Origin of the sequence: Embleya sp. NPDC056575 (assembly GCF_042793325.1) — a bacterium.
In the GTDB taxonomy this organism is placed as follows: domain Bacteria; phylum Actinomycetota; class Actinomycetes; order Streptomycetales; family Streptomycetaceae; genus Embleya.
On sequence record NZ_JBHTVA010000036.1, the window covers coordinates 45,423 to 67,745 of the forward strand.

At 73.3% G+C, this 22,323-nt stretch carries 23 protein-coding genes; 16 read left to right on the plus strand and 7 right to left on the minus strand.

All coding sequences use genetic code 11. The features are described from left to right. Nucleotides 1-14 precede the first annotated feature (14 nt). The 3 genes from ACFRCG_RS26950 (at nt 15) to ACFRCG_RS26960 (ending at nt 3,357) form a co-directional block, all read left to right on the plus strand. Nucleotides 15-1,223, plus strand: coding sequence for an alanine racemase (locus ACFRCG_RS26950; protein WP_380036022.1), 1,209 nt, complete (start codon nt 15-17; stop codon nt 1,221-1,223). Beyond that, entirely contained in the window at nt 1,220-2,173 is a 954-nt protein-coding gene (locus ACFRCG_RS26955; RefSeq protein WP_380036025.1) for an ROK family protein, read from the plus strand. Before ACFRCG_RS26950 ends, ACFRCG_RS26955 begins: the two co-directional genes overlap by 4 nt. Before the next feature lie 125 nt (nt 2,174-2,298). Continuing rightward, a complete protein-coding gene (locus ACFRCG_RS26960) occupies nt 2,299-3,357 on the plus strand; it encodes an SIS domain-containing protein (RefSeq protein ID WP_380036028.1) in 1,059 nt (352 codons plus the stop codon). Nucleotides 3,358-3,829: 472 nt separating this feature from the next. On the opposite strand, the gene ACFRCG_RS26965 is transcribed toward ACFRCG_RS26960, so the two are convergent. Continuing rightward, nucleotides 3,830-4,411 carry a GNAT family N-acetyltransferase gene (locus ACFRCG_RS26965; protein ID WP_380036030.1) on the minus strand — a complete coding sequence of 194 codons (582 nt, stop codon included), beginning with the start codon at nt 4,409-4,411 and terminating at the stop codon, nt 3,830-3,832. Between the two features lie 194 nt (nt 4,412-4,605). Here ACFRCG_RS26965 and ACFRCG_RS26970 point away from each other — a divergent pair, with 194 nt between their 5' ends. The 7 genes from ACFRCG_RS26970 (at nt 4,606) to ACFRCG_RS27000 (ending at nt 10,820) form a co-directional block, all read left to right on the plus strand. Next, the gene (locus tag ACFRCG_RS26970) at nt 4,606-5,121 is read left to right on the plus strand and encodes a winged helix-turn-helix transcriptional regulator (protein WP_380036032.1); all 516 of its coding nucleotides are present in this window, start codon (nt 4,606-4,608) and stop codon (nt 5,119-5,121) included. 33 nt (nt 5,122-5,154) lie between these two features. Further along, nucleotides 5,155-5,649 (plus strand): metallophosphoesterase family protein, encoded by a 495-nt coding sequence (locus ACFRCG_RS26975; protein WP_380036034.1) that lies wholly within the window; start codon nt 5,155-5,157, stop codon nt 5,647-5,649. A 73-nt stretch (nt 5,650-5,722) separates the two neighbouring features. Then, nucleotides 5,723-6,961 carry a helix-turn-helix domain-containing protein gene (locus ACFRCG_RS26980; protein WP_380036037.1) on the plus strand — a complete coding sequence of 413 codons (1,239 nt, stop codon included), beginning with the start codon at nt 5,723-5,725 and terminating at the stop codon, nt 6,959-6,961. A gap of 123 nt (nt 6,962-7,084) precedes the next feature. Next, a complete protein-coding gene (locus tag ACFRCG_RS26985; RefSeq protein WP_380036040.1) occupies nt 7,085-7,684 on the plus strand; it encodes an ATP-binding protein in 600 nt (199 codons plus the stop codon). Between the two features lie 63 nt (nt 7,685-7,747). Beyond that, nucleotides 7,748-9,082, plus strand: a complete 1,335-nt coding sequence (locus ACFRCG_RS26990; protein ID WP_380036043.1) for a sensor domain-containing protein — start codon at nt 7,748-7,750, stop codon at nt 9,080-9,082. Nucleotides 9,083-9,156: 74 nt separating this feature from the next. Beyond that, nucleotides 9,157-9,804, plus strand: a complete 648-nt coding sequence (locus ACFRCG_RS26995; RefSeq protein WP_380036175.1) for a response regulator — start codon at nt 9,157-9,159, stop codon at nt 9,802-9,804. Between the two features lie 119 nt (nt 9,805-9,923). Next, nucleotides 9,924-10,820 carry a hypothetical protein gene (locus ACFRCG_RS27000; RefSeq protein ID WP_380036046.1) on the plus strand — a complete coding sequence of 299 codons (897 nt, stop codon included), beginning with the start codon at nt 9,924-9,926 and terminating at the stop codon, nt 10,818-10,820. 25 nt (nt 10,821-10,845) lie between these two features. On the opposite strand, the gene ACFRCG_RS27005 is transcribed toward ACFRCG_RS27000, so the two are convergent. Next, complete coding sequence (locus ACFRCG_RS27005) at nt 10,846-11,235, minus strand: winged helix-turn-helix transcriptional regulator (RefSeq protein WP_380036049.1); 390 nt, start codon at nt 11,233-11,235, stop codon at nt 10,846-10,848. A gap of 105 nt (nt 11,236-11,340) precedes the next feature. Here ACFRCG_RS27005 and ACFRCG_RS27010 point away from each other — a divergent pair, with 105 nt between their 5' ends. Beyond that, nucleotides 11,341-11,892, plus strand: coding sequence for a carboxymuconolactone decarboxylase family protein (locus ACFRCG_RS27010; protein ID WP_380036051.1), 552 nt, complete (start codon nt 11,341-11,343; stop codon nt 11,890-11,892). A 39-nt stretch (nt 11,893-11,931) separates the two neighbouring features. Here the strand turns inward: ACFRCG_RS27010 and ACFRCG_RS27015 are convergent, their stop codons facing one another. Continuing rightward, the gene (locus ACFRCG_RS27015; RefSeq protein WP_380036054.1) at nt 11,932-12,762 is read right to left on the minus strand and encodes an alpha/beta fold hydrolase; all 831 of its coding nucleotides are present in this window, start codon (nt 12,760-12,762) and stop codon (nt 11,932-11,934) included. Nucleotides 12,763-12,868: 106 nt separating this feature from the next. On the opposite strand from ACFRCG_RS27015, the gene ACFRCG_RS27020 reads away from it, so the two are divergent. After that, on the plus strand, nt 12,869-13,471 hold the full coding sequence (locus ACFRCG_RS27020; protein WP_380036057.1) for a TetR/AcrR family transcriptional regulator: 603 nt from the start codon (nt 12,869-12,871) through the stop codon (nt 13,469-13,471). 86 nt (nt 13,472-13,557) lie between these two features. Here ACFRCG_RS27020 and ACFRCG_RS27025 read toward each other — a convergent pair whose 3' ends face one another. Continuing rightward, nucleotides 13,558-14,592 (minus strand): hypothetical protein, encoded by a 1,035-nt coding sequence (locus ACFRCG_RS27025; protein WP_380036060.1) that lies wholly within the window; start codon nt 14,590-14,592, stop codon nt 13,558-13,560. A 246-nt stretch (nt 14,593-14,838) separates the two neighbouring features. Between ACFRCG_RS27025 and ACFRCG_RS27030 the strand changes: the two genes are divergently transcribed. Both ACFRCG_RS27030 and ACFRCG_RS27035 read left to right on the plus strand, forming a co-directional pair. Further along, on the plus strand, nt 14,839-15,645 hold the full coding sequence (locus ACFRCG_RS27030; RefSeq protein ID WP_380036063.1) for an SDR family oxidoreductase: 807 nt from the start codon (nt 14,839-14,841) through the stop codon (nt 15,643-15,645). 34 nt (nt 15,646-15,679) lie between these two features. Further along, nucleotides 15,680-16,564 (plus strand): helix-turn-helix transcriptional regulator, encoded by an 885-nt coding sequence (locus tag ACFRCG_RS27035; protein ID WP_380036177.1) that lies wholly within the window; start codon nt 15,680-15,682, stop codon nt 16,562-16,564. Between the two features lie 67 nt (nt 16,565-16,631). Here ACFRCG_RS27035 and ACFRCG_RS27040 read toward each other — a convergent pair whose 3' ends face one another. Beyond that, nucleotides 16,632-17,609 carry a DUF5937 family protein gene (locus ACFRCG_RS27040; RefSeq protein WP_380036065.1) on the minus strand — a complete coding sequence of 326 codons (978 nt, stop codon included), beginning with the start codon at nt 17,607-17,609 and terminating at the stop codon, nt 16,632-16,634. Nucleotides 17,610-17,707: 98 nt separating this feature from the next. Between ACFRCG_RS27040 and ACFRCG_RS27045 the strand changes: the two genes are divergently transcribed. Then, nucleotides 17,708-19,051 carry an MFS transporter gene (locus ACFRCG_RS27045; protein ID WP_380036068.1) on the plus strand — a complete coding sequence of 448 codons (1,344 nt, stop codon included), beginning with the start codon at nt 17,708-17,710 and terminating at the stop codon, nt 19,049-19,051. Nucleotides 19,052-19,080: 29 nt separating this feature from the next. On the opposite strand, the gene ACFRCG_RS27050 is transcribed toward ACFRCG_RS27045, so the two are convergent. Then, nucleotides 19,081-20,526 (minus strand): esterase/lipase family protein, encoded by a 1,446-nt coding sequence (locus ACFRCG_RS27050; protein ID WP_380036071.1) that lies wholly within the window; start codon nt 20,524-20,526, stop codon nt 19,081-19,083. Nucleotides 20,527-20,920: 394 nt separating this feature from the next. Here ACFRCG_RS27050 and ACFRCG_RS27055 point away from each other — a divergent pair, with 394 nt between their 5' ends. Beyond that, the gene (locus ACFRCG_RS27055) at nt 20,921-21,442 is read left to right on the plus strand and encodes a methylglyoxal synthase (RefSeq protein WP_380036074.1); all 522 of its coding nucleotides are present in this window, start codon (nt 20,921-20,923) and stop codon (nt 21,440-21,442) included. A gap of 52 nt (nt 21,443-21,494) precedes the next feature. Here ACFRCG_RS27055 and ACFRCG_RS27060 read toward each other — a convergent pair whose 3' ends face one another. Next, nucleotides 21,495-22,217 carry a LuxR C-terminal-related transcriptional regulator gene (locus ACFRCG_RS27060; RefSeq protein WP_380036077.1) on the minus strand — a complete coding sequence of 241 codons (723 nt, stop codon included), beginning with the start codon at nt 22,215-22,217 and terminating at the stop codon, nt 21,495-21,497. Nucleotides 22,218-22,323 lie beyond the last annotated feature (106 nt).

Below are 22,323 nucleotides of genomic sequence, written 5' to 3' on the forward strand. Positions count from 1 at the left end.
GCCGAGGAGACCCGATGTTCCTGGACCGACTGCTCGCCCACAACCGCCCCCTGATCGACGCCGTCGTGACGGCCCATCAGGCCGGCGAACTGCTCGCCAACACCTACGTGGTGGACCTGGACACGGTCGCCCGCAACGCCGCCGCCATCGCCGACGCGGCCCGGGCACGCGGGTTGTCCACCTACGTGATGGCCAAGCAGTACGGGCGCAACCCCGACGTGACCCGCACCGCGATCGAGGCCGGCCTCGGCCCCGTCGTCGCGGTGGACACCGCCTGCGTGTCGGCGGCGGTGCGCCACGGGCTCCCGGTCGGCCACATCGGACACCTCGTGCAACCGCACCGGGGCAGCGAGGACCTCGTGGTCGGCGCCGACCCCGAGGTGGTCACCGTGTTCTCGCTCGACGCCGCGCGCCGTATCGGTGCGGCGGCCCGACGTCGGGGCGGCCCGCCCGTGTCGGTGCTGCTGCGGGTGCACGGCGAGGGGGACCGGTTCTACTTCGGCCACGGCGGCGGCTTCCCGGCCGCCGACGTGGAGGCCGCCGCGCGGGCGGTGCACGCCATCGAGGGAGTCGCGGTACACGGCGTCACCACGTTCCCGGCCCTGCTCGCCGACGCGGACAACCGGCGGATCGCCGCCACGCCGAACCTGACCACGCTCGTCACGGCCGCCGAACGCCTGCGCGCGGCCGGGTTCGACATCCGCCAGGTCAACGCGCCCGGCACCACCTCGGCGCGCTCGCTGGCCATCGCCGCCGACGCCGGGGCCACGCACGTCGAGCCGGGCAACGCGATCCACGGGACCACGCCGCTGCACGTGTTCTCCGAGGACGCCCCGGAGCAGCCGGCGATCGTGTACGTGAGCGAGGTCTCGCACGTGGACGGGGACGACGCGTACACGTTCGCCGCCGGGCACTACATCGACAAGGTCCTCGGCGACTTCCGGCTCACCGCGCTGGTCGGCCGGGACGCGGAGACCGCGACCGAGCGGGTGGCGCGCGTGGACACCGCCCCCGATGGGGCGATCCACTACTACACGGTGCTGCGCGAGGCCCGGCGTCTGGACATCCGTCCGGGCGACACGGTGGTGATGTGCTTCCGGCCGCAGGCGTTCGTCACGCGGGGGCGCACCCAGGCGGTCGCCGGGCTGCACACGGCCGGAGCCGCGCCGGTGTGGGGGAGCAGGTACGACGCGGAGGCGCGGGTCGTGGAGGACGCGTCGTGACGCGTGGTGCGCGTGCGATCGTCGCGCTGGACATCGGCGGCACCAAGACCGCGATGGCCACGATCGATGCCGCCGGGGTGATGTCGGCCGGGCGGCGGGTGCCCACGCGCGCCCCCGGTGAGGACATGGGGCGCGCGTTCGATCGGCTGCTCGGGGCGGCCCGGGACCAGGTCGCGGCGGCGACCCGGGGCGGACGGCACGAGGTGGCGGCCGTGGGCCTGGTGTGTCCCGGGACGGTGACCGCGGCCGGGGTGGAGCTGTCGCCGAACCTGCCCGGCATCGAGCGGGTGGACGTCCTGGGCCGGGCCCGGGAGGCGTTCGGGGCGCTGCCGGTGGTGGTGGCCAACGATGTCAAGGCGGCGGGGCTGGCCGAGGTGCGCTCCGGTGCGCTCGTCGACGCCGATCCGGGGTTGTTCGTCAATCTGGGTACGGGCGTGGCCGCCGCGCTGACCGTCGGCGGCCGGGTCGTGGGCGGCGCGCGGGGCGTGGCCGGCGAGATCGGCTACGCGCTGGCTCCCGGCCGCCCGGACGAGCCGGACCTGGAATCGCTGATCGGCGGCGGTCCGTTGCTGGCTCGCACACAGGCCCTGTACACGCTCGGTGGCACCGGCCCGGCCCCCGACGCGGCGGCGATCCTGACCTCCGCCGATCCTCGGCTGCGTGCGGTCGCCGACCGGGCGCTCGACGTACTCGCGGGCCATGTGCTCAACCTGTACCTGGCCCTGGATCCGACCCGGATCGCCCTCGGCGGCGGGTTGATGGCCGCGGCCGACCGGGTCCTCGACGTACTGCGCGGCTTCGTCGCCAAGCACGCACCCGGCGCCGTCGCCCCGGACGAGGTGATCGTCGCGGCGCGGCACATCCACGACGGCGCGCTGCGTGGCGCCGCCGCCCTGGCCTGGGACATCGCCCGCGGCGAACGCCCGAAGTGGGCGCTGGTGACGCGATGAGCCCGACCCGCCGAACCGCCCTTCCCGAACCGATCGACCCAGCGCGGACCCAAGCAAAGCCGACCGAGGCAAGGCCGACCGAAGCGAAGCCGACCGAAGCGAAGCCGACCGAAGGGACCAACGCCATGACCCCCGCGACCCCGAACACGCCGACCACCGACCACCCCGCCGCCCCCGGGGCGGTGATGGCCGCCGAGATGGCCGAACAGCCCGACGTCCTGGGCCGGTTGGCCGCCCGCCTGCCCGAACTCGGCGAGGCCGTCCGGGCCGCGCTGCCCACGCCGCTGCTCGGGTCGACGCTGATCGCGCGCGGATCCTCGGACAACGCCGCCGTGTTCGGCCGCTACCTGTACGAGCCGGCGTCCGGTCGCCCGGCGGGCCTGGCCGCGCCGAGCCTGGTGACCCGCTACGGCGCGCGCACCGACTACTCCGGCTACCTGGTCACCGCGCTGAGCCAGTCGGGCCGCACCCCCGAGATCGTCACGGCGGTCCGGGCCGCGCGCGCACAGGGCGCCAGGGTCGTGGCGATCACCAACGAGGCGGACAGCCTGCTCGCCGCCGAGGCCGACGTCCTGGTCGCCACCGACGCCGGCACCGAGATCGCGGTCCCGGCGACCAAGACCGTCACCGCCCAACTCCTGGCCGTGGTCGGCATCGCGCTCGCCCTCGGCCCGCTGCCGCCGACCGTCGCCGATCTCGCCGACCTGGCCGAACTCCCCGACGCGGTACGCCGGGTGCTGGCCGACGCCGACGCGTGCGAGCAGTTGGCCGCCGACTGGTCGCACCACGACCGCCTGGTCGTGGCCGGCCGGGGGCTCGGCGGCGCGGTGGCGTTGGAGGGGGCGCTCAAGATCCGCGAGACCTCCGGCGTATTCGCCGAGGGCATCTCGGTCGCCGACCTGCTGCACGGCCCGATCGCCGCACTGGGCGACCGCGTTCCGGTCCTGCTGATCGATCTGGGCGGCCCCACCGCGCCCGACATCGCCCGACTGCGCGAGCGCCTGGTCGCCGACGGCGTCCCGCACGCGACGGTGGCCCCCGAACTCGGCGGCCTGCGTACGGAAGCCGCCCGGGCCATCGCCACCACCGTGCATCTGCAGAATCTGGCCCGCGCGTTCGCCCTGCGCCGAGGGGCGAACCCGGACGCCCCGGCGGGCCTGGCGAAGGTGACGCCGACGACCTGACGCGTCCGGTTCGCACATCTCGTCCGCGCGAATCTCGTCCCGCGAACGCCGAACCGTTCGAGGCCCTGGTACGTATCTGACTATGTGGTGTGTTGTCACTCGGCCATTCCCGACAACACCCGCGAGGCCAGGAAACAGCCGGATCGGGGGGCGGTCGCTCGGAGGACAGGGATCCGGGCGATCGCACGGTTCGCGGGAATCGAGGAGAGCGAACAAGCATGAACGGGGACAGCGGGGAACTCGGGCGATCGGCCACGGACTTCCGCGGTTCGGGGGAACCCGGGGAAACGACGGAGCCGGCCCGACGCCACGGCGACCGGACCGAGGGCGGCATCCGGTCGGCGCACGGCGGTACACCGACCGGGCGCACCAACGGCGTCAAGCCACCCGGCACGGGACGGCCGACGACCGGCGCCATCAACGGGGTCGAGCCACCGACCGGGTCGGCCGTCGCCGGGGCGGTGGGCTCGCATCAGGGGCGGGGCGAGGAGGGCGGTCGCTGAGCGGGGGTGATCGGGCCCGGCCGGTTCCGGGCGTGCGGCAGGTCGACGGCGTGCGCCAGGTCCACGGCGAAGTGCCACTGTCCGTCCTGTAGTTCCGTGTAGCGCGGGTTCGCAAACGCCGCGTACAGCGCCTTGCGGGCGGCCCGGTTGTCGATGCGGATCTGGGCGTGCAGGACGCGTACCCCGGCCGCCTTGGCCAGGGACGCGACCTGCCCGACCAGCCGGGTGCCGAGGCCGTTGCCCTGGTACCGGTCGCCGACCAGGGCGGCGATGTCGGCGTGGCCGGGCTCGTCGTCGAGTCCGTACTCGGCCCAGCCCACGATGCGGCCCCCGCTGTGGGCCACACACGCGTCCCACCTGCCGTGTGCCCGGGCCTCGGTGATGTGGGCCCGGTACCAGTCGGGGATCGTGGCACTCGCCGCGCCGAATCGCGCGGCGAGTGCTTTCGGCGAGAAGTACGCGGCGGCTCGCCCGAGTTCGTCGGCATCGTCCGAGCGCCACGGGCGCAGGCGCACGATGTCGGCGGGGGCTTCGGGAACTACGCGGGTCATGACGGTCACGGTGATCAGCTCCGAGTGCGGCCGGTGATGCCGAGGGCGTGATGCGGGTCGGATGGTCCGATCGAAGGCAGCGCGGCGCTGCGCCGTCCGCCGCGGGAGTGCGCGACATGGCTGACTTTCCTGGAGTATAGGTAGCATCGGTCTGGCTATACAAGGTGATAGTCGGGGGTGGGTACGATGGGCTCATGCCGGTTGTCATGGAGGGCGCGCTCGCCGATCTCGGCGCGTGGAAGACCGACCACTGCTCGCTGGTCAAGGCGCTGGAGGTGGTCGGGACCCGCTCCGCGCTGCTGATCCTGCGCGAGGCGTGCTACGGCACGACCCGGTTCAGCGGCTTCGCCGACCGCATCGGGATCACCGACCGCGCCGCCGCCCAGCAGTTGCGGCGCCTGACCGAGGCCGGCCTGCTCGCCAAGCGCCCGTATCGGGAGGAGGGCGGTCGTACGCGTGACGAATACGTGCTCACCGACATGGGCCGCGAACTGTTCCCGGTGATCGTGGCCCTGATGCAGTGGGGCGATCGGCACCTCCAGGACGGCACGGCGCCGCTGCACTACGTCGACCACGAAACGGGCGTGCCGGTCCACGTCGAACTCCGCACCGAAACCGGCGACACGCTCGAACTGGAACAGGTCGGCATCCGCAGGAATCCCGCCTGGCGGGCCCCGAAGCCGGCGCCGCAACCGGACACGGCTCCCTGACCGGCCGAGGGTCGGGGTCGTACCGTGGTGGGCATGCGCGTTCTGCTGGTGTCCGACACCCATGTCGCCCGTCGTGCCAGGGCCGTCCCCGAGCAGGTGCTGGTCGAGGCGGCGGTGGCCGACGTGGTGATCCACGCGGGGGACTGGGTCGACGTCGACGTACTCGACCTGTTTGAGGCGTCCTCGCATCGGGTGGTCGGGGTCTACGGCAACAACGACGGCGCGGACCTGCGGGCGCGGCTACCGGAGGTGGCCCGGGTCGAACTCGGCGGCGTCCGCTTCGCCGTCGTCCACGAGACGGGCCCGGCCGAGGGCCGCGAACGCCGGTGCGCGGCGCGGTATCCCGACACGGACGTCCTCGTGTTCGGACACAGCCACATCCCGTGGGACACGGTCACGGACACGGGGCTGCGCCTGCTCAATCCGGGCTCGCCGACCGACCGCCGCCGCCAACCGCATCACACGTACATGACGCTGACGGCCCAGGCGGGCCGGATCAGCGACGTCGTGCTGCACAACCTCGACTGACGCCCACCGGGTGGCCGCCGCGCTTTCCCGATCCCGAACGGGCCGTTGCCGCGCTAGCTTGGGATCGGCATGGGTGAGTGCCACCTCCCAGGGTGAGAGGTACGCGGTGAGCGGACTCGGGGACAACGTTCGGCGGTATCGACGGGTGGCCGGGCTCAGCCAGGAGCAACTGGCGGAGGCGGCGGGCCTGGGCGTGTCGACGGTCGCCAAGGTCGAACAGGGCGGCGACGTCCGGATCGCCACGCTGCACGTGCTCGCGCGAGCGCTGGATCTGCCCACGTCGGCGCTCTTCGCGCCGTCGGTGCCCAAACCCGTGCGCGACGAAGTGGGCTCCCGCATCCAGCTGATCGCGCTGCGCCAGGCACTCACGCCACCGGTCGGCCTGATCGACCGCGCCGACTCCGCCGAGCTCACCCCGCGGCGCCTTGCCGCCACCCGGGCCCGGATCGATCGGGCCCACGAGCTGTATCAGGCCGACCGGTACGAGTCGATGGCGGACGAACTCCCCGCGATCCTGCGGGCGGTGCCCTCCGCCGAGGGGCCCGAGGGCGTCGGCGAGGTGCGGGTGGCGGCCCTGCACGCCGCCGGGAAGTACCTCACCCAGGTTCGCCAATACGACCTCGCCTACCACGCGTTCTCGGAGAGCATCCGCGATGCCCGGGCCATGGGTCGGGCACACCTCGCGGCCACCGGTGTGGGGGGTCTGTGCTGGCTGCTGCTGCGCCAGGGGCGCTTCGACGAGTGCGAACACCTGGCGGCGGAGACGGCCGACGGCATCGAGCCGCGCCTGTCGAGGGCCACTGCGGGCGAGATCGCGGTGTGGGGCGAACTGCTCCAGCGAGTCGCCGCGGCGGCCGTGCGCAACAACAACCCCGATGTCGCCCGGGAGGCCCGCCGCATGGCCGGCACCGCAGCCACCGCCGTCGGCGTCGAACACACCGACCGCAGCGTGCACTGGGGATCGTTCGGCCCGGTCACGGCCCATCTGAAAACCCTTGAGGACTTCGCGGTCGTCGGCGACCACCGCGGACTGCTCCGGGGCGTCGAGCACACCCCGAAGCCGATCACCGGTCCGCCCCCGAGCCCGAACACGCAGAACCGGCACCGCCTGGACATTGCCCTGGCACAGGCGCACGTCGGCGAATTCGGCGAAGCGATGACCGAAATGCGGACCGTCCTGCAGGCCGCGCCGGAATGGGTTCGCCACCAGAGCCTGGCCCGAGACGTGGTCCGACTGATCCTGAAAAAGCGCAAGCGCACCTTGACCACCGACATGCGCGAATTGGCCGATCACCTCCGTGTGACCGGATGACTACCGCGTAACGCGGTGGCTCGGCGCCGGCCCCACCGAAACCGGCGCGCAGCATGTCTGGTTCCGGGCATGTCGGTTTTCTACCGTCACGAGCACTGATCGCCGAAGCTCGGGAGCCGGACCATGACGACCCTTGTCCCCACACGTCTGCTTACCGCCCAGTCGCGCTGGGCCTACCCCTCGACCGAGCGCAGCGTCGGCGAGGCTCGCCGCGTCGTCGGGCGGGTGTTGGCGAAGGCCGAGGTGCCGGAGGCGATCTCGTACGACATCCGGCTCATCGTCACCGAGCTGGCCACCAACGCGGTGCGGCATTCGGGGTCGGCCGAGTTCGCGGTGGAGGTGTTCCTCGTGGAGAGCGTCGGGGATCACGCGCGGCCGAGTGTGGTGGTCGTGCGGGTGTCGGATCTGGGGCGGATCGGGCGGGAGTACGACTACATCAACCACCCCGCCGGTGCGCGGACCGCGCTGTGTCCTCGCTCGCCCGGGACCGATGCCGGCGCGGAGCGGGGGTTGCTGCTGGTGGATCGGCTGTCGTCCGCGTGGGAGGTGGCGTTTTGCTCGCTGGAGAAGCGGGCCCGGTTTCGGTGTGACGACTGGATGGACCGCGACTGCGCGGAGCACGGATTCGGGCCGGACCATACGACGGTGACGGCGCTGGTCTACCTGGAACGGGCGCCTTCGGGGGCTTGGGCGCGGCGCGGCACCAGTGCGGTGCCGCGCTGAACCCGGATCAGGGCGGCGCGTGAACCCCCAAGGATCAGCGCGGCGCTGCATTAGCTTTGGGGCATGACCAAATCGCTCTCCGCCGCCGTCCGGGGTCGATCGTGGCCGGGGGTCGGGGTGCCGGTGCGGGTGGGGCGGCGCACGCTGGTGCAGTCGGTCTACCTGCTGACCGCGCCGCTGTCGGCCGTCGTCGGGCTGTTCGCCGCGCTGGGCGGGGTGTTCTTCGCGGCGCTCGGGCTCGTCCTGCCCGGTGGCGCGCCGCTTGTGGCTCGTGCGCTCGCGCCCGCGCGGTGGTGTGCCGATCTGGAGCGGTGGCGGATCGCCAAGGTGCGTGCCGCCGGTCGCGGGACCGCGCGCGCCGAGCCGGCGGCGACCGCGTCCGGCGCCGGATCCGGGCCCGGGCCGTGGCTGGATGCCGCCCACGCCGTGGTGTTGTTCCCCATCACCCTGGTCACGGCGCTGGTGACCGCGCTGTGGTGGTTCGTCGGGGTGGCCTGTGCCACGTGTGCGCTGCGCTACGACTACGCGGCGTCGGAGCAGCTGCGGCCGTTGTCCCTGAACGCCGGCGGCGGGCAATCGCACGTCACCGTGAGCCTCGGGCTGCTCTCGCCGGTCGATCGGGTCGCCTTCGGGACCACGGTCGGCCTGCTGCTCCTGTGCACCCTGCCGCTGGTCACCCGCGCCTTCACCACCGCCCAGACCGGCCTGGGCCAGGCGCTGCTCTCCGACGCCTTTGCCCTGCACCGCCGCATCCGCGGCCTCGAACAGGAGCGCGACACCGCTCGCGCGCAGACGGTCGCCGCCGTCACGGCCGAGGCGAGTGCGCTGCGCCGGCTCGAACGGGACATCCACGACGGCCCGCAGCAGCGCCTGGTCCGCCTGGCCATGGAACTGGGCCGGGCCGAGCACCATCTCGACCGCAGGCCGGAGACCGCCCGCGCGGCCCTCGCCGACGCGATGGCCCACGCCCAGGAGGCGCTGGACGAGCTGCGCGCCCTCTCGCGCGGCATCGCTCCGCCGATCCTGGTCGACCGCGGCCTGCCCGACGCGCTCGCCGCCCTGGCCGCGCTGTCCACCGTCCCCGCCGACCTGGACATCGCCGCGCCGGGCCGGCGACTGGACGCCGGCGTCGAGACGGCCGCGTACTTCGTCGTGGCCGAGGCCCTGACCAACGTGGCCAAACACAGCCACGCGCACCGGTGCGTACTCGGACTACGGCACGACGGGGGCGACTTGACGGTGTGGGTGAGCGACGACGGCATCGGCGGCGCGGCCGTGGCCAAGGGCCACGGACTGCGCGGCCTGGTGGAGCGGTTGCTCGCCGTCGGCGGGCGGTTGCGGGTGGACAGCCCGGCCGGCGGCCCGACGACGATCACCGCCGTACTGCCATGCGACTGACCCCGGACCCGGCGCCGGGCCAGGCGTCGGACCGGGCGTCGGACCGGGCGCCGGATCGTGCCGAGCGCCGCCCGCTGCGGATCGTGGTGGCCGACGATTCGGTTCTGCTGCGCGAGGGCCTGGTCCGCCTGCTCGTCGAGGACGGTCACCGGGTGGTGGCCTCGGTCGGCGACGGACCCGCCCTGGTCGCGGCGGTGCTCGAACACCGGCCGGACGTGTCGATCGTCGACGTACGGATGCCGCCGACGCACACCGACGAGGGCCTGCGCGCGGCGATCAGCGCCCGCTCGCACGTGCCCGGCGCGCCGATGCTGATGCTCAGTCAGTACGTGGAGGCGTCCTACGCCGGTGACCTGCTCGCGGACGGCTCGGGCGCGGTCGGCTACCTCCTCAAGGACCGGGTGGCCAGGGTCGAGGAATTCCTCGACGCGCTGGACCGGGTCGCGCACGGCGCCACGGTGCTCGATCCGCAGGTCGTCGCCCAGCTGCTGGCCGCGCGTCGCCGGGACGACGGCGTGAGCGCGCTGACCGCCCGCGAACGCGAGATCCTGGCGCTGATGGCCGAAGGCTGCTCGAACACGGCGCTCGCCCGGCGGCTGGTGATCTCCGCCAGTGCGGTGGAGAAGCACATCGGCAACATCTTCGCCAAACTCGGCCTGCCGGCCGACGACGACGCCCGGCATCGCCGGGTGCTGGCCGTACTCACCTATCTCAGGGGCTGAGCCCCGGGCGACGCGTCGACCGCCGTGCCCGATTCGTCCCGGAGGTGTGGCCTGCCATACCCCCGGGTGTCCGGCCTGCTCCGATGACCGCGGGGCGCAGCTGCGGAAGCGTGGTCGGCATGACAGCAACGCCTCACCTCCCGGGCCGGCGGCGGCAGCGTCCCGCGGCCCCGTCGCGATTGGCGGGCATGCCCGCGCGCGCGCTCGCCCTCCTCGTCGGCGCCGTAGTGGCCCTGATCGCCGCCCTGTTCGTCGTTCCGCCCGTCCTGGCCGAGCACATCGCCGGCGACGGCTCCGTCGATCAGGACAACCTCGCCGCGTCCTTCCGCGCGGCGTTCGTCGAGTACTGGCGCGCCGGTCGGCGCGACTTCACCCCGGGCATGGACCGAGCGGTCGACTACTGGTTCCGATTCCACGTCGTCAAGGCGGTGATCGCCGCGATCCTGCTGGTCGTGGTCGTCGCGCTCGGCATGCTCGTGTGGCGGGCGTTCCTGCGGGCGCGCGATCTCGGTAAGGGACGCCGGGCCGGCCTCGCGGCGGCGGGCGTGTTCGTCACGATGCTCGGGGCCGGCGCGCTGGCGACGGCGATGGCCAACATCCAGGGCGCGGTGGCGCCGTTCTCGTCGCTGTTGACGCTGCTGCCGAGCGGCGCGGCCGAGGGCGAACCGGGCGACACACTCCGCCAGGTGCGGGAAGCCCTGGCCGCCCCCTCGGGCGAGGGCGAGCGCACCCCGCCCGCCCTCGACCTGATGATCGACGACTTCGCCCGCTACCACGCGGCGTTGGCCGTGGTGGCCGCGCTCGTGGCGGTCGTGCTGATCGGGCTCGCCGTGCTGGTGTGGCGGCGGTTCGCCGCGACCGGGGCCGCCGATCGGCGCGCCCGGCGCCTTTTGGGGTGGTTCGGGGTGCTCGCGGTGGCGTCGACGCTGGTCGTGCTCGTGGTGGTGATGGCGAACGTGGGCACCACGGCCGACCCGAAGCCGGCGCTCGCGGCCTTCTTCGACGGCGGGTGGTGACGGGCGTCGGTCCCCGTCCTCGTCCTCAGTCCTCGTCCAGCTCGCTCGCCCATTGCGCCGACCACTCCAGCAGCGGATCGAGGGCGGCGACGAGCCGGGTGCCGGTGGGGGTGAGGGTGTAGCGGCCGGTCGGGTCCCGGGCGGCGATCCGGGTCTCCACCAACTCGCGCAGGCGGTTGTCGAGCACGCTGGAGGACATGTCGTCGCACCGGCGTTGCAGGGCGCGGAAACCGGCCGGTTCCCGGCTCAGCTCCCAGATCAGGCGCAGGATCCAGCGCCGGCCGAGCAGGTCGAGCGCGGCCATCGGGGCCCGGCCCGTGGTCGACCCTCGCACCGGGCTTCCGGGACGTGGGACGCCCGCCTCGTCGTGCCGGTCCACGGCCGCCTCCTTGTGCTTCGCTTTCGAAAGCAGCATAGTGCTTTCGAAAGCGAAGCACCCGAGTGGTCGGTCGCCGAGGCGCACGAGCGGCCCACGCCGAAGCGTCCGAGCGGCCGTCGTGGCCGATGGAGGAGCACGCCCATGTCGCGGATCACGCCGTTGTCCCCGCCCTACGCCCCCGAGACCGAGGCGTCCCTGGCCCGCTGGATGGGCGCCGCCGGGAACCGTGAACCCCTCGCCCTGTTCCGGGTCCTGGAGCACCACCCCGACCTGGCCTCGCGGATGCGGGTGCTCGGCTCGGGGCTGCTCGGGCACGGTACGCTGCCCGCCGCCGAGCGCGAGACCGTGGTGCAGCGGGTGTGCGCCCGGGCCGGCTGCTCGTACGAATGGGGCGTGCACGCCGAGGTGTTCGCGGAGCGGGTCGGCCTGACTCCGCGTCAACTCCGGGCCACCGTCGTCGACGACGAGGCCGCCTGGACACCGCGCCAGGCGATCCTGGTACGCGTGGTCGACGAGTTGCACGACGGCGCCGACCTGACCGACGGCACCTGGGCCGAACTGCGGGCCCGGTTCGAGGATCGGCAGATCGTGGAGGTGCTGGTCCTGGCCGGCTGGTACCGCACGATCGCGTACGTGGCCAACGCGCTGCGGCTGCCGGACGAGGAGTGGGCCGCGCGCTTCCCCGAGGTGTGACGGCGCCCGGAGGCCCGAAGCCCCCGCAACCGCCGCCCGCTACCGGACCGCGTCGCCCTCGACCTCGCCCAGGAAGCCGACGATCGCCGCCAGCCACTGCGCCGGACGCTCCGCGAACGGCAGGTGGCCCGAGTCGAGTTCGACCACGCGGGCGTCGCGCAGGCCGGCCGCGACGGCGCGGTGGTGGTTCGGCTCGACGAGGCGGTCGCCGGTGGTGGACACCACCAGCGCCGGGACCTCGATCGTGGCCAGGTCGGCGCGCACGTCGACGCGCTCGGCCAGTTCGGTGTGCTCGGGCGTGCCGAGCGGCGGGGTTTCCGCGGTCGTCCGCAGTACCTCCGCCAGCTCCTCGGGGGAGAGCGCGTCGAAGGCGGCCGGGCTGAGCGCGAACGGGGTCAGGAAGGCGGCGAAGTTCGCCCGGTCGCCGGACTCGTACAGCCCGCGCCAGACCCGCGCGGCCAACCGGAGGCGGGCGTCGGCGTGTGCGAAGGCCGCGGTCAGGATCAGCGAGGTGACCCGCTCGGGGTGCCGGGTGGCGGCCCGGACGGCGACCGCGCCGCCGAGCGAGTAGCCGGACACCGCGAAGGTCTCCAGGCCCTCGGCGACACCGGCCGCGACCAGCTGGTCGGCGAGTTCGTCCAGGTCGAGCGGCCCGGTCGAGCGCGGTGTCTCGCCGGAGCCGGGGAAGTCGACGCCGACCACGCGGTGTTCGGCCGCGAGGCCGGCCAGGATCGGTCCGTAGTTGGCGGCGATACCGCCGCCGGCGCCGTGCGCGAGGAGCAGGCCGGGGCCCGAGCCGCGGACGGTACGGGCGAAGGTCGGCACGGGCAGGGCGGCGGCGCGGGCGGTGCCGGTGGCGGTGACGGACATGAATGCTCCCCGGAGAAGAGGTGCGACGAGTTTCGTAGCGGTCGCTACAGATCTCACCGTAGCAGGGATTCCCGCCTTCCATAACGAGCGCTATAGAATGGTTCGCATGTCCGGTACTCAAGGCCGCCCGCGCGGCTTCGACCGCGAGGCCGCGCTGGATCGCGCGGTCATCGAGTTCTGGCAGCACGGCTACGAGGCGACCTCGGTAGGCGGCCTGACCACCGCGATGGGCATCAAGCCGCCCAGCCTGTACGCGGCCTTCGGCGACAAGCGCACCCTGTTCAGCGAGGCCATCCAGCGCTACGGGGTCACCTACGGCGCGGTCGCCGGCCGGGTGTTCGACGCCGAGCCGGACGCCCGCCGGGGGATGGAGCGCATGTTGTACGCGCTGGCCGAGGCCTACACCGAGCCCGGCCACCCGCCCGGCTGCATGGTGATCACGGCGGCGGTGAACTGCACCGCGGCGGCCGAGGAGGTCAAGGCCGAACTGCGCGAGCTGCGCGAGGCGTCCAAGGCGGCGTTTCGCCGCAGGATCGCCGCCGACACGGCGGCCGGCCGACTGCCCGCCGACACCGACCCGGACGGCCTCGCCACCTACTACGCGGCCGTCGTCCAGGGCATGTCCACCCAGGCCGTCGACGGCGTCCCCCGCGAGAAACTGGAACGGGTCGCGGAACTGGCGATGCGAAGTTGGCCCGAGGGACCCTGAGCCGGTCCCCGGCCGGTGCCTACCCGGCGCTCGCCGTGCTCATGGGAGCCTTGACGCGGGTGCGGCCGTGGCGCACGGGGCGGTGATCAGTAGTAGCGGCGGTGCCATTGCCCGGTGGTGAGGTCGAGTTCGCAGTACGCGGCCTCTCCCGGCGTCCGCGTCACGTAGACGCGGCCCGCGCCCTCGGCGATCGACCAGGCGGCGATGTCGTCGCGCAGCGTTTTGGGGCCCTGGGCGGTCAGCTCCACCACGCCGCCCTTCCCCACGGCGCAGAACAACCTTCCCTCCACGCACGCCACGCCCAGGGCGGCGACCCGGTCGCGTACGGCCACCGCGAAGCCGCGCCGCGCGGACCCGCGAAGTACGCGGCCGCCGCGCGATCTGCCGGTGACGTACACCTCGCCGTCGGCGTCGAAGGCGATGCCCGTCAGCAGGTCGCTCGTGTCGGGGCCGTCCGGATCGGCGATCCGTGTCCACGCCGTGCCGTCGAAGTGCAGCAGGGTGCCGTTGTGGCCGGCGGCGTAGACGTCGTTCGCCGCGCGGCCGCGAACGGCGCCGATCGGCGCGCCGATCCCGGAGTGGAACTGCGACCAGTCGGCGCCGTTCCAGTGGTAGAGCACGCCGCCGAAGGTGGCGATGTGGACGTCGCCGTCCGAAGTCCCCCACACGGCCGCGGGGTTCGGCCGACCGTCGTTGTGCGCCTGCGCGGGCAGCGCGGTGTGGCGCCAGGTCACCCCGCCTTCGGGCGCGTCGAACTCCAGGTCCGGCGGCATGGTGTCCGCCCAGGGAACGGGTGCGCTCGTCCAGACCGGACCGGTGCTGCTCGTCGCCCACACATGCCCCTGCGGCGAGCACCACAGTTCGCGGAGCGTGTCGTTGGTCGCCAGGATGTTCTCGGCCGGCTCGTCGCTGCCGACGGGGCGCCGGAAAACGTACCCGGCGGCGTTGCCCGAGTCGCCGGGGGCGTACGTGATCAACAGGAAGTGCACCACGCCGCCGCCCTCGTGGACGACGACGATGTCCTCGACGAACTCGCGCGATGCCTCCTTCGAGGCCCCGTGCGTCCCCCCACCCGAACCGCCGCCTCGCACCACGACGGTGGCATCCCCCGGCTCGTTCATCGCGGTGCTTCCTCCGACTCGGTCTCGACCCGCGGCCTTGCGAACCACCGGCGAGGGGGGCTCTCACGGTACCTGTGTCACCAGGGTCTCCCCGACGTCCCGAACGCCTGTCAGCCTGGTCGAGTCGAAAGCGCCGACGACACCGCATGGGCGCGCACCGCGGGTTTACCCCGACAGTTCGATTCGGCTGCCTCTGATGCGCGATCGCGTCGGCGCATTCCTCCACGACGAAATGGACGAAGACCAATGACGGACAACCGATTCACCACTCATCGAGAACTTTTCGATCTGAGTGGAAAGTACGCCCTTGTCACGGGCGGTACCAAGGGCATCGGGATGATGATAGCGCGCGGCCTTCTCCAGGCGGGCGCCCGCGTGGTCATCAGCTCACGCACGGTGGACGCGTGCGCGGAGGCACAACACCTGCTGTCCGAATTCGGCGACGTTCGAGCAATTCCCGCCGACCTGTCCAGGCGCGACGAGTGCCGGCGCCTCGCCGGTCTTGTCGAGGCCGACTCGGAACGCCTGGACATTCTTGTCAACAACGCGGGAGCGATGTGGCGCGAGCCACTGGCGACATTCCCGGACGAGGGCTGGGACGCGGTGCTCGACCTCAACCTCAAGGCGCCGTTTCGGCTGGTGCAGGCGCTGCTTCCCGCGCTTCGCAGGGCGGGCACCGCCGATGATCCCGCGCGGATCATCAACATCGGCAGTATCGCCGCCATCCACGTCGCCCAGGCGCCCAACTACTCGTACGCCGGCAGCAAAGCGGCACTCCACCAACTCACCAGGGTGCTCGCCAGGGAACTGGGCCCACAGCACGTCACGGTGAACGCGGTGGCACCGGGAGTGTTCCCCTCGCGGATGATGGCGTCCACGCTCGACGCCATCGGCGACACGATCGCGGCGGCGACCCCTCTGCGCCGGATCGGTCGCGACGACGACATGGCGGGTATCGCCGTGTTCCTCGCCGGCCGGGCCGGGTCCTACCTCACGGGCGCCGTCATCCCGGTGGACGGCGGCGTCGCGACGACCGCGTCCGGCACCCCCTAGCGCGGGACGGGCTTACGGTGAGGGGATGGCCACGATGGATCCACGCACCGATATCCGGGAGTTTCTCAGCTCGCGTCGCGCGCGCATCACGCCCGAGCAGGCGGGCCTGCCCGCCTACGGCGGCAATCGTCGGGTCAAGGGTCTGCGTCGCGAGGAGGTGGCGGTGCTGGCGGGGGTATCGGTCGACTACTACGTGCGCATGGAGCGCGGCGGCCTCGCCGGTGTCTCCGACGGCGTGCTCGACGCGTTGGCCTGCGCCCTGCAACTCGACGAGGCCGAGCGCGACCACCTGTTCCACCTCGCGCGCCGATCCGGGGCGCCCGGCGGCCCACGCCGGCGCGGGCCTGCCGCGACGGTGCGCTCGACACTGCACCAGGTGCTCGACGCGATCTCCGCCGCGCCGGCCTGGATCGGCAACGGAAATTTCGACGTACTCGCCATGAATCGACTCGCTCGCGCACTGTATTCACCGATGCCGGCCGACCCGCGTCGGCCCGCCAACACGGCGCGGTTCGTGTATCTGCACCCCGAGGCGGCCAAGGATTTCTTCGTCGACTACGACCACATCGCCGGTGTCGTGGCCGCGAAGCTGCGCATGGAAGCCGGCCGCAATCCGCACGACGGGAAGCTGATCGCCCTGGTCGGCGAACTGTCGACGCGCAGCGAGCTGTTCCGGCAGCGGTGGGCATCCCAGGACGTGCGGCTGCACCGGTCCGGACGCAAGCGGGTGCGCCATCCGATCGTGGGCCGGCTCGACCTGGACGTCGAGTCCCTGGAACTGCCCGCCGAACCCGGCCTGCACCTCAACGTCTACACCGCACCCGCGGGCACACCGACCGCCGACAATCTGGCGCTCCTGGCGTCGTGGGCGGTCACCCGACGGACACCGGCGAGCGAACTCGAAGCACACGACGGATAGTCCACATCGACACGACGTGCACCACGGTGCCTGCGTGGACGGTGACGATCGCTGCGTCGGACAGGCCCTACCCCGAGCCCGCCGCCGCCAGCAGTGTCTCCGCCGCCCGGGTGCGGGCGTACAGCACCACTCGGCCGGCTCGATGGGCGCCGACCAGGCCCGCCGCGCGCAGTGCGGACAGGTGTTGTGAGACGCCGCCCGGGGTCAGGCCGGTACGCCGGGCCAGGTCCGTCGTCGAGGCCGGTGTGGTGAGTTCGGCCACCAGCGTGGCGCGGGAGCGGCCCAGGACGCCGGCGAGCGCGTCGGGTACGGCCGTGGGCGTCGGCGCGGCCGACCACAGGGTGCCGATGCCGCGCGGCGGATAGCGCAGCGTGGGCTGCCAGCGCCCGTCCAGCACGGAGAACACACGCGGCCAGACGAACGCCGACGGCACGAGCAGCAGCCCCCGGCCGCCGAGCGTGCGTCGATCGCGACAAAACCGGGTCCGCACCTGGAGCGTGCCCGCGTCCCAGGCGACCTGCGGGTCCAGGTCGTTGAACAGGCCGCGCGCGCCGCCCTCGACGAGTCGGCCGGCCCGGAAGAGGATGTCGCCTTCCAGGAAGGCGAGGATGCGCGGCCAGTACGGCGCGAGCGCCACATCCCAGTACGCCTGAATGGCCTCCGCGAGCCGGGCCAGCTCACGATCCGGGTCGGCGCGGATCTCGGCCACGCGTTCCGGCGTGATCGCCGAGGGCGTGCGCAGCAGTTCCGGGGGCGTCGCGCGCAGCGCCGCCAGTTCGACTTCCAGCGAGGTCAGCGGGGTGGTCGGCGGCGGGGCCAGGAAACACGCGAGCGCCAGGGTCGGTACCGGGATCAGGTCGGTGAGCGGGGTCAGGTCCACCTTCGCGGCGGCCAACCGGTCGCGCACCTGCTCGGTCCAGACCCGGTGGATGCCCTGCTCGTCGGCGCCCTTGAGGACGCGTACGCTCGCCACGACCTCCCACAGCGGGGAGATCGCGAAGCGGGTGCGGGCCACGTCCTCCGGGGTGAACTCGATCTCGATCACCCGGTTCAGGCTACCCGTGGCCGTCAGGGATTCGGCCCAGGATTCAGCCCCCGCTAAATCATTGCGGTGCCGGCGCGGGAGCCAGGCAGGCTCCCGGCATGAGCCACGCGCACTCCCCCTGGCGGATCGCCGACTTCCGCACGCTGTTCACCGCGGCGGCGCTCAGCGAACTGGGTACCAACATCGGCTACGTCGCCATCCCGCTGATCGCCGTCGAGGCGCTGGACGCGAGCCCCGGCCAGGTCGGCGCGCTGGCCGCGCTCGGCACGGTGGCGTTCCTGCTGATCGGCCTGCCCGCCGGCGCCTGGGTGGACCGCATGCGGCGGCGCCGGGTGATGATGGTCGCCGACCTGGTCCGCGCCGCGCTGATCGGCTCGATCCCGTTGGCCTGGTGGCTGGACGTACTGACCCTGCCCCAGCTGTACGCGGTGGTCCTGCTCAACGGGTGCGCGACGGTCTTCTTCGACGTCGGCTCGCAGAGCTTCGTCCCGCACCTGGTCGGCCGCGAGGCGCTGGTGCCGGCCAACGCCGCCATCGTCAGCCTGATGGCCACCGCCAATATCGCCGGGCGCGGCGCGGGCGGCTTCCTGGTCCAGGCGGTCGCGGCGCCGTTCGCGGTGGTGTCCACCGTCGTCGGCTACCTCGCGTCCGGTCTGGGACTGGCCCGGATCCGGACCGACGGCGCCCCGGCCGCCACCGCCGGCCCCGCGCGCCGGTTGCGCGCCGAGATCGGCGAGGGGCTGCGGCACGTGTGGCGCGGTCGGGAACTGCGCGCGCTGATGTGCACGGCGGCGTTGACCAACTTCGGCTCCCAACTGGTCACCGTGCTGCTCCCGGTCGTCTTCGTCCGCGAACTCGACCTCCCCTCAGGGGCGTTGGGGCTGTTCCTGGCGATCGGTGGGGTGGGCGTCCTGGTCGGCGCGCGGTCCGCCCGGCCGATCTCGCACCGGTTCGGCTACGGCCGCACGATGGGTATGGCCGGCCTGTGCCTGGCGCCGGCCGCGCTGGTGATCCCCCTGCTCGATCGTGGGCCGTGGCTGGTGGTCGCGGGCGTCGGGTGGTTCCTGTGCACGGCCCGGATGGGCGTGGACAACGTGCTCGGGGTGAGCCTGCGGCAGCGGCTGACGCCCGACGCACTGCTCGGCCGGATGAACGCCACCTTCCGCTGCCTGCTCACCGGCGCGGCGGCGATCGGGGCGGTGGCGGCGGCGCTGATCGGCGAGTTCGCGGGGGTGCACGCGGCGATGTGGGTCGGCGGTGTGTGCATGGCACTGGCCTTCCTGCCGGTGTTCTGCTCGCCGATCCGCGCGCTGCGCACGCTCCCGGAGGGGCCGGCGGTGGTCGTGGTCGCGGCCGGGGAGTCGCCGCTTCCCCGCGACCCGGCCGAGGCGCCGGTGCGGGCCGGGCGGGACGCGGAGACCTCGCGGACCTCGCGGGACTGAGGGGTCGCGCCGTCGAGGCGCCCTCGTGCCTACCCCGGATCGGTCGGGTCGAAGGCGGCGCTGGGATCGGTGGCGAGGACGAGTCGGCTGACCGGGGACTGCTCGCCCGTGCGGGCCAGGACCCGGAACAGGCCCTCCACGGGCAGGATCTGGCGGATCGTCACCCGGCCGTCGCGGGCCACCGGCAGGGCTTGGGGCAGCGCGACGCCGGTGGCCACGTCGACCACCCGCACGCCGATCGCCGTCGGGTCGGCGACCCCGTCCACGACGATGTCGAGGGTGCCGCCGGCCGCCACCGAGTCCGCGACGTCCAGGGCCAACGGGACGACGTCCCCGGCCCGTTCGGGCGCCGGGTCCTCCTGGCGCAGGACCGCGCACACGTACCCGATCGCCTCGCGGGAGCGGGCCAGCGCGCCGTGCGTCTGGACCACGGCGAACGGTTTGAGCGCGGCCGGAGCCGCCACTCGGCGGCACACCGTGTCGTCGCCGCGCCGGTCGGCCCGCACGATCCCGCCGTTCCCGTCGCTCGTGCAGGTCGTAAAGCGCGGCCGGACCACCCCGTCGCGGATCACCAGGGACTGTACGGTCGGCTGCCCGACGCCGACCACCGGCCACAGCGTGTCCCAGGACCCGGTACCGAGCAAGCGTTCGCGCCGGGCGAAGGCGTCCTCGGCCAGGCGCTCGTCGCCACCGACCGCCGCGACGTCGGCGGTGGTCGGCCGCCGGACCGCGGACCCCTCGTCCAGGCAGCGGTACGACGGCAGCAGGTCGTACAGCCCGGGCGCGGTCGCCGCGAATCGGCGCAGCCGAGCCTCGGGCAACCGCGCCGCGGACGGCCGCGAGGCGGACCGGCTCCCGGGGTCGGTGGGCGCGCCGCCGAGCACGTGCAGCGCCTTCGCCGCGCCCAGAAACGGGGAGCCCAGCGTGACCAGCGCACGCAACTCGGCGGCGTCGCCCAGTACTTCGGTGAAGTAGCGGGCGACCAGGCCGCCCGTCGAGTGGGCCACCAGCACCAGGCGCGCGTCCCTGCCGCCCAGCGGGTGACGGCGCCAGCGGCGCAGGTGCTCGTACGCGGCGATCGCCAACAGACCGGCGTTGTAGTCGACGGGTAGCCGCCAGTCGTACGGGAATTCGTGCACCGCGGCCGGATCGGCGGCGGCCCGGCGCAGCGCCCGGACCAGTTCGGTGTACGGCTCGAAGCCGCCCAGCAGCGGAGCCCACGCGGGGGTGTGCAGCAGCCGCGTGGCGCGGATCCGCCCCACGCGCCCGGAGCGTTCCGCGTTGGTGACGGCCAGTGCGTCCAGTGCGCCGCCGGTGGTCCAGGCCCCGGCGTACCAACTCGCGTCGGCGGGCCCCCACAGGGTTCGCCCGGTCGACACCTCCACCAGTTCGCTGCCCATCGTCCCCGGCAGCACGATCACCGCGTCGTTCATCATCGCCCCCAACCCCCGGCCGAAGCCGTCTTGTGCGTGCACGGGGTGGGCCGTCGGGCCTCTCCGTCGCGCACCTCGCGGTCCCGCGCTCCCACCGACCGCGGGCCCCACCGCCGTCGCCGCCGCGACGCACGCGGCGGCACTTCCCCCGGCGGCCGGTGCGCGCCCCACACGCCCCGGCGCCGCCCATCCATCCTTGCCGGCGCGACGGCGGGCGCGCAGGCGATTTCCGATTCAGTCGACGACGGGTGACCAGGAACGGATGTGCGGCAGGCGAGTGAGGCGCATATGTGACATCCGGTCGGTTTATGAGGCTTGGGTTCGCTTTGATCGCATCGGGAATACGTCGGCGCCCTCGACACATGATCCATACGACTTCTCGTGGTCGTCATGTCGCGGCCATACCGCCGCAACACGGGCCGGTCAGACTGAGGGCATGCGAAACACCGACAACTCGGAGACGCCTGTGACCCGACCGAACGACCCGCTCGACCCGAAGCCCCACGAGACTCACGAGCCCCAGCAGCCCCGCGAGCGCGGCATCGCCCTGGTGGCGCACGACCGCTGCAAGCCGGAGATGCTCGCCTGGGCCCGGACCCACCGCGAGACGCTGACCCGGCACCGCCTGTACGCGACCGGAACCACCGGCGGCATCCTCGCCGACGAACTCGACCTGGAGATCATCCGGTTCCGCAGCGGCCCCCTGGGCGGCGACCAGCAGATCGGCTCGCGGATCGCCGAAGGCGACGTGGACCTGCTGGTGTTCTTCTGGGACCCGCTCAGCCCCCAGCCGCACGAGCCCGACGTACGGGCGCTGCTGCGCCTCGCGGTGCTCGCGGACATCCCGGTGGCCTGCAACCGGGCGACCGCCGACTTCGTGATCACCTCGCCCCTGCTCGCGGTGGCCGGCGACCCGGATCGGCCGGCGTCTCCGGTGTTCGCACCACTGGCCGCGTAGGCGCCCTGCACCGGCAGGCACCACACCCGGCCCGTCGGGCCTCGGGGCCGGCTCAGTCGCGTGACAGGCCCTGGCGGTCGACGTAGTGCATCGCGTCGCCGCGGTTGCGGGCGTTGATCTTGGCGAACGTGTTGTTGATGTGCGTCTTGACCGTCGCCGCGCCGATCCGCAGGGTCGCGGCGATCTCGGCGTTGTTCAGGCCGGACGCGATCAGGCACAACACCTCCACCTCCCGGTCGGTGAGCCGATCCGGGTGCCCGGTGCGTCGGCGTGGGCGCCCCACGGTCGCCGGGTCGATCGGGGCCCGCCCGCGTGCGGCGTCCCGGATCGCCGTCGCGATCTGCTCGCCGCTCGCGTCCTCGGCCAGGCGGCCGAACCCGCCGGTGGGCGCGGCCTGATCGGACGCGGCGGCGGACACCACGAGCAGCGCGGCACCCGGATGCCGGGCGAGCACGTCGGCGGGGCCCTCGGGGCCGCCGTCCGGGCCGAGTGCGCGCCCGTCCGCCAACACCACCTGCGGTGCGCGCCCGTCGCCGTCGACCATCACCTCCATGTCGCCGCACGCGCCGATCAGCGCGGCCAGGCGCTCGCGCACGCACGGCCGGTCGTCGGCGACCCGGATCAGGACCCGGGTCCGCGATCGCGGTCGGCTCGGGTCCGGACCGCCGTCCGGGCCCGCGACCGGTGGTCGCCTCGGCGCGCCGGCGATCGGGTGCGCTGTCGGCTCGGGCCGGTTGGTCACGTAGGTCAACCTTTCGACTTCCGTGCCGATCACGGTAGTTCGGACGGTCTGCTGCCGATTGCCCTGTTAGGGCCGGTCCGTACCCCGGTCGGCGCCGTACAACCTACCCGGGAAGGGGCGTTCGCGACTCCGCTTTCGC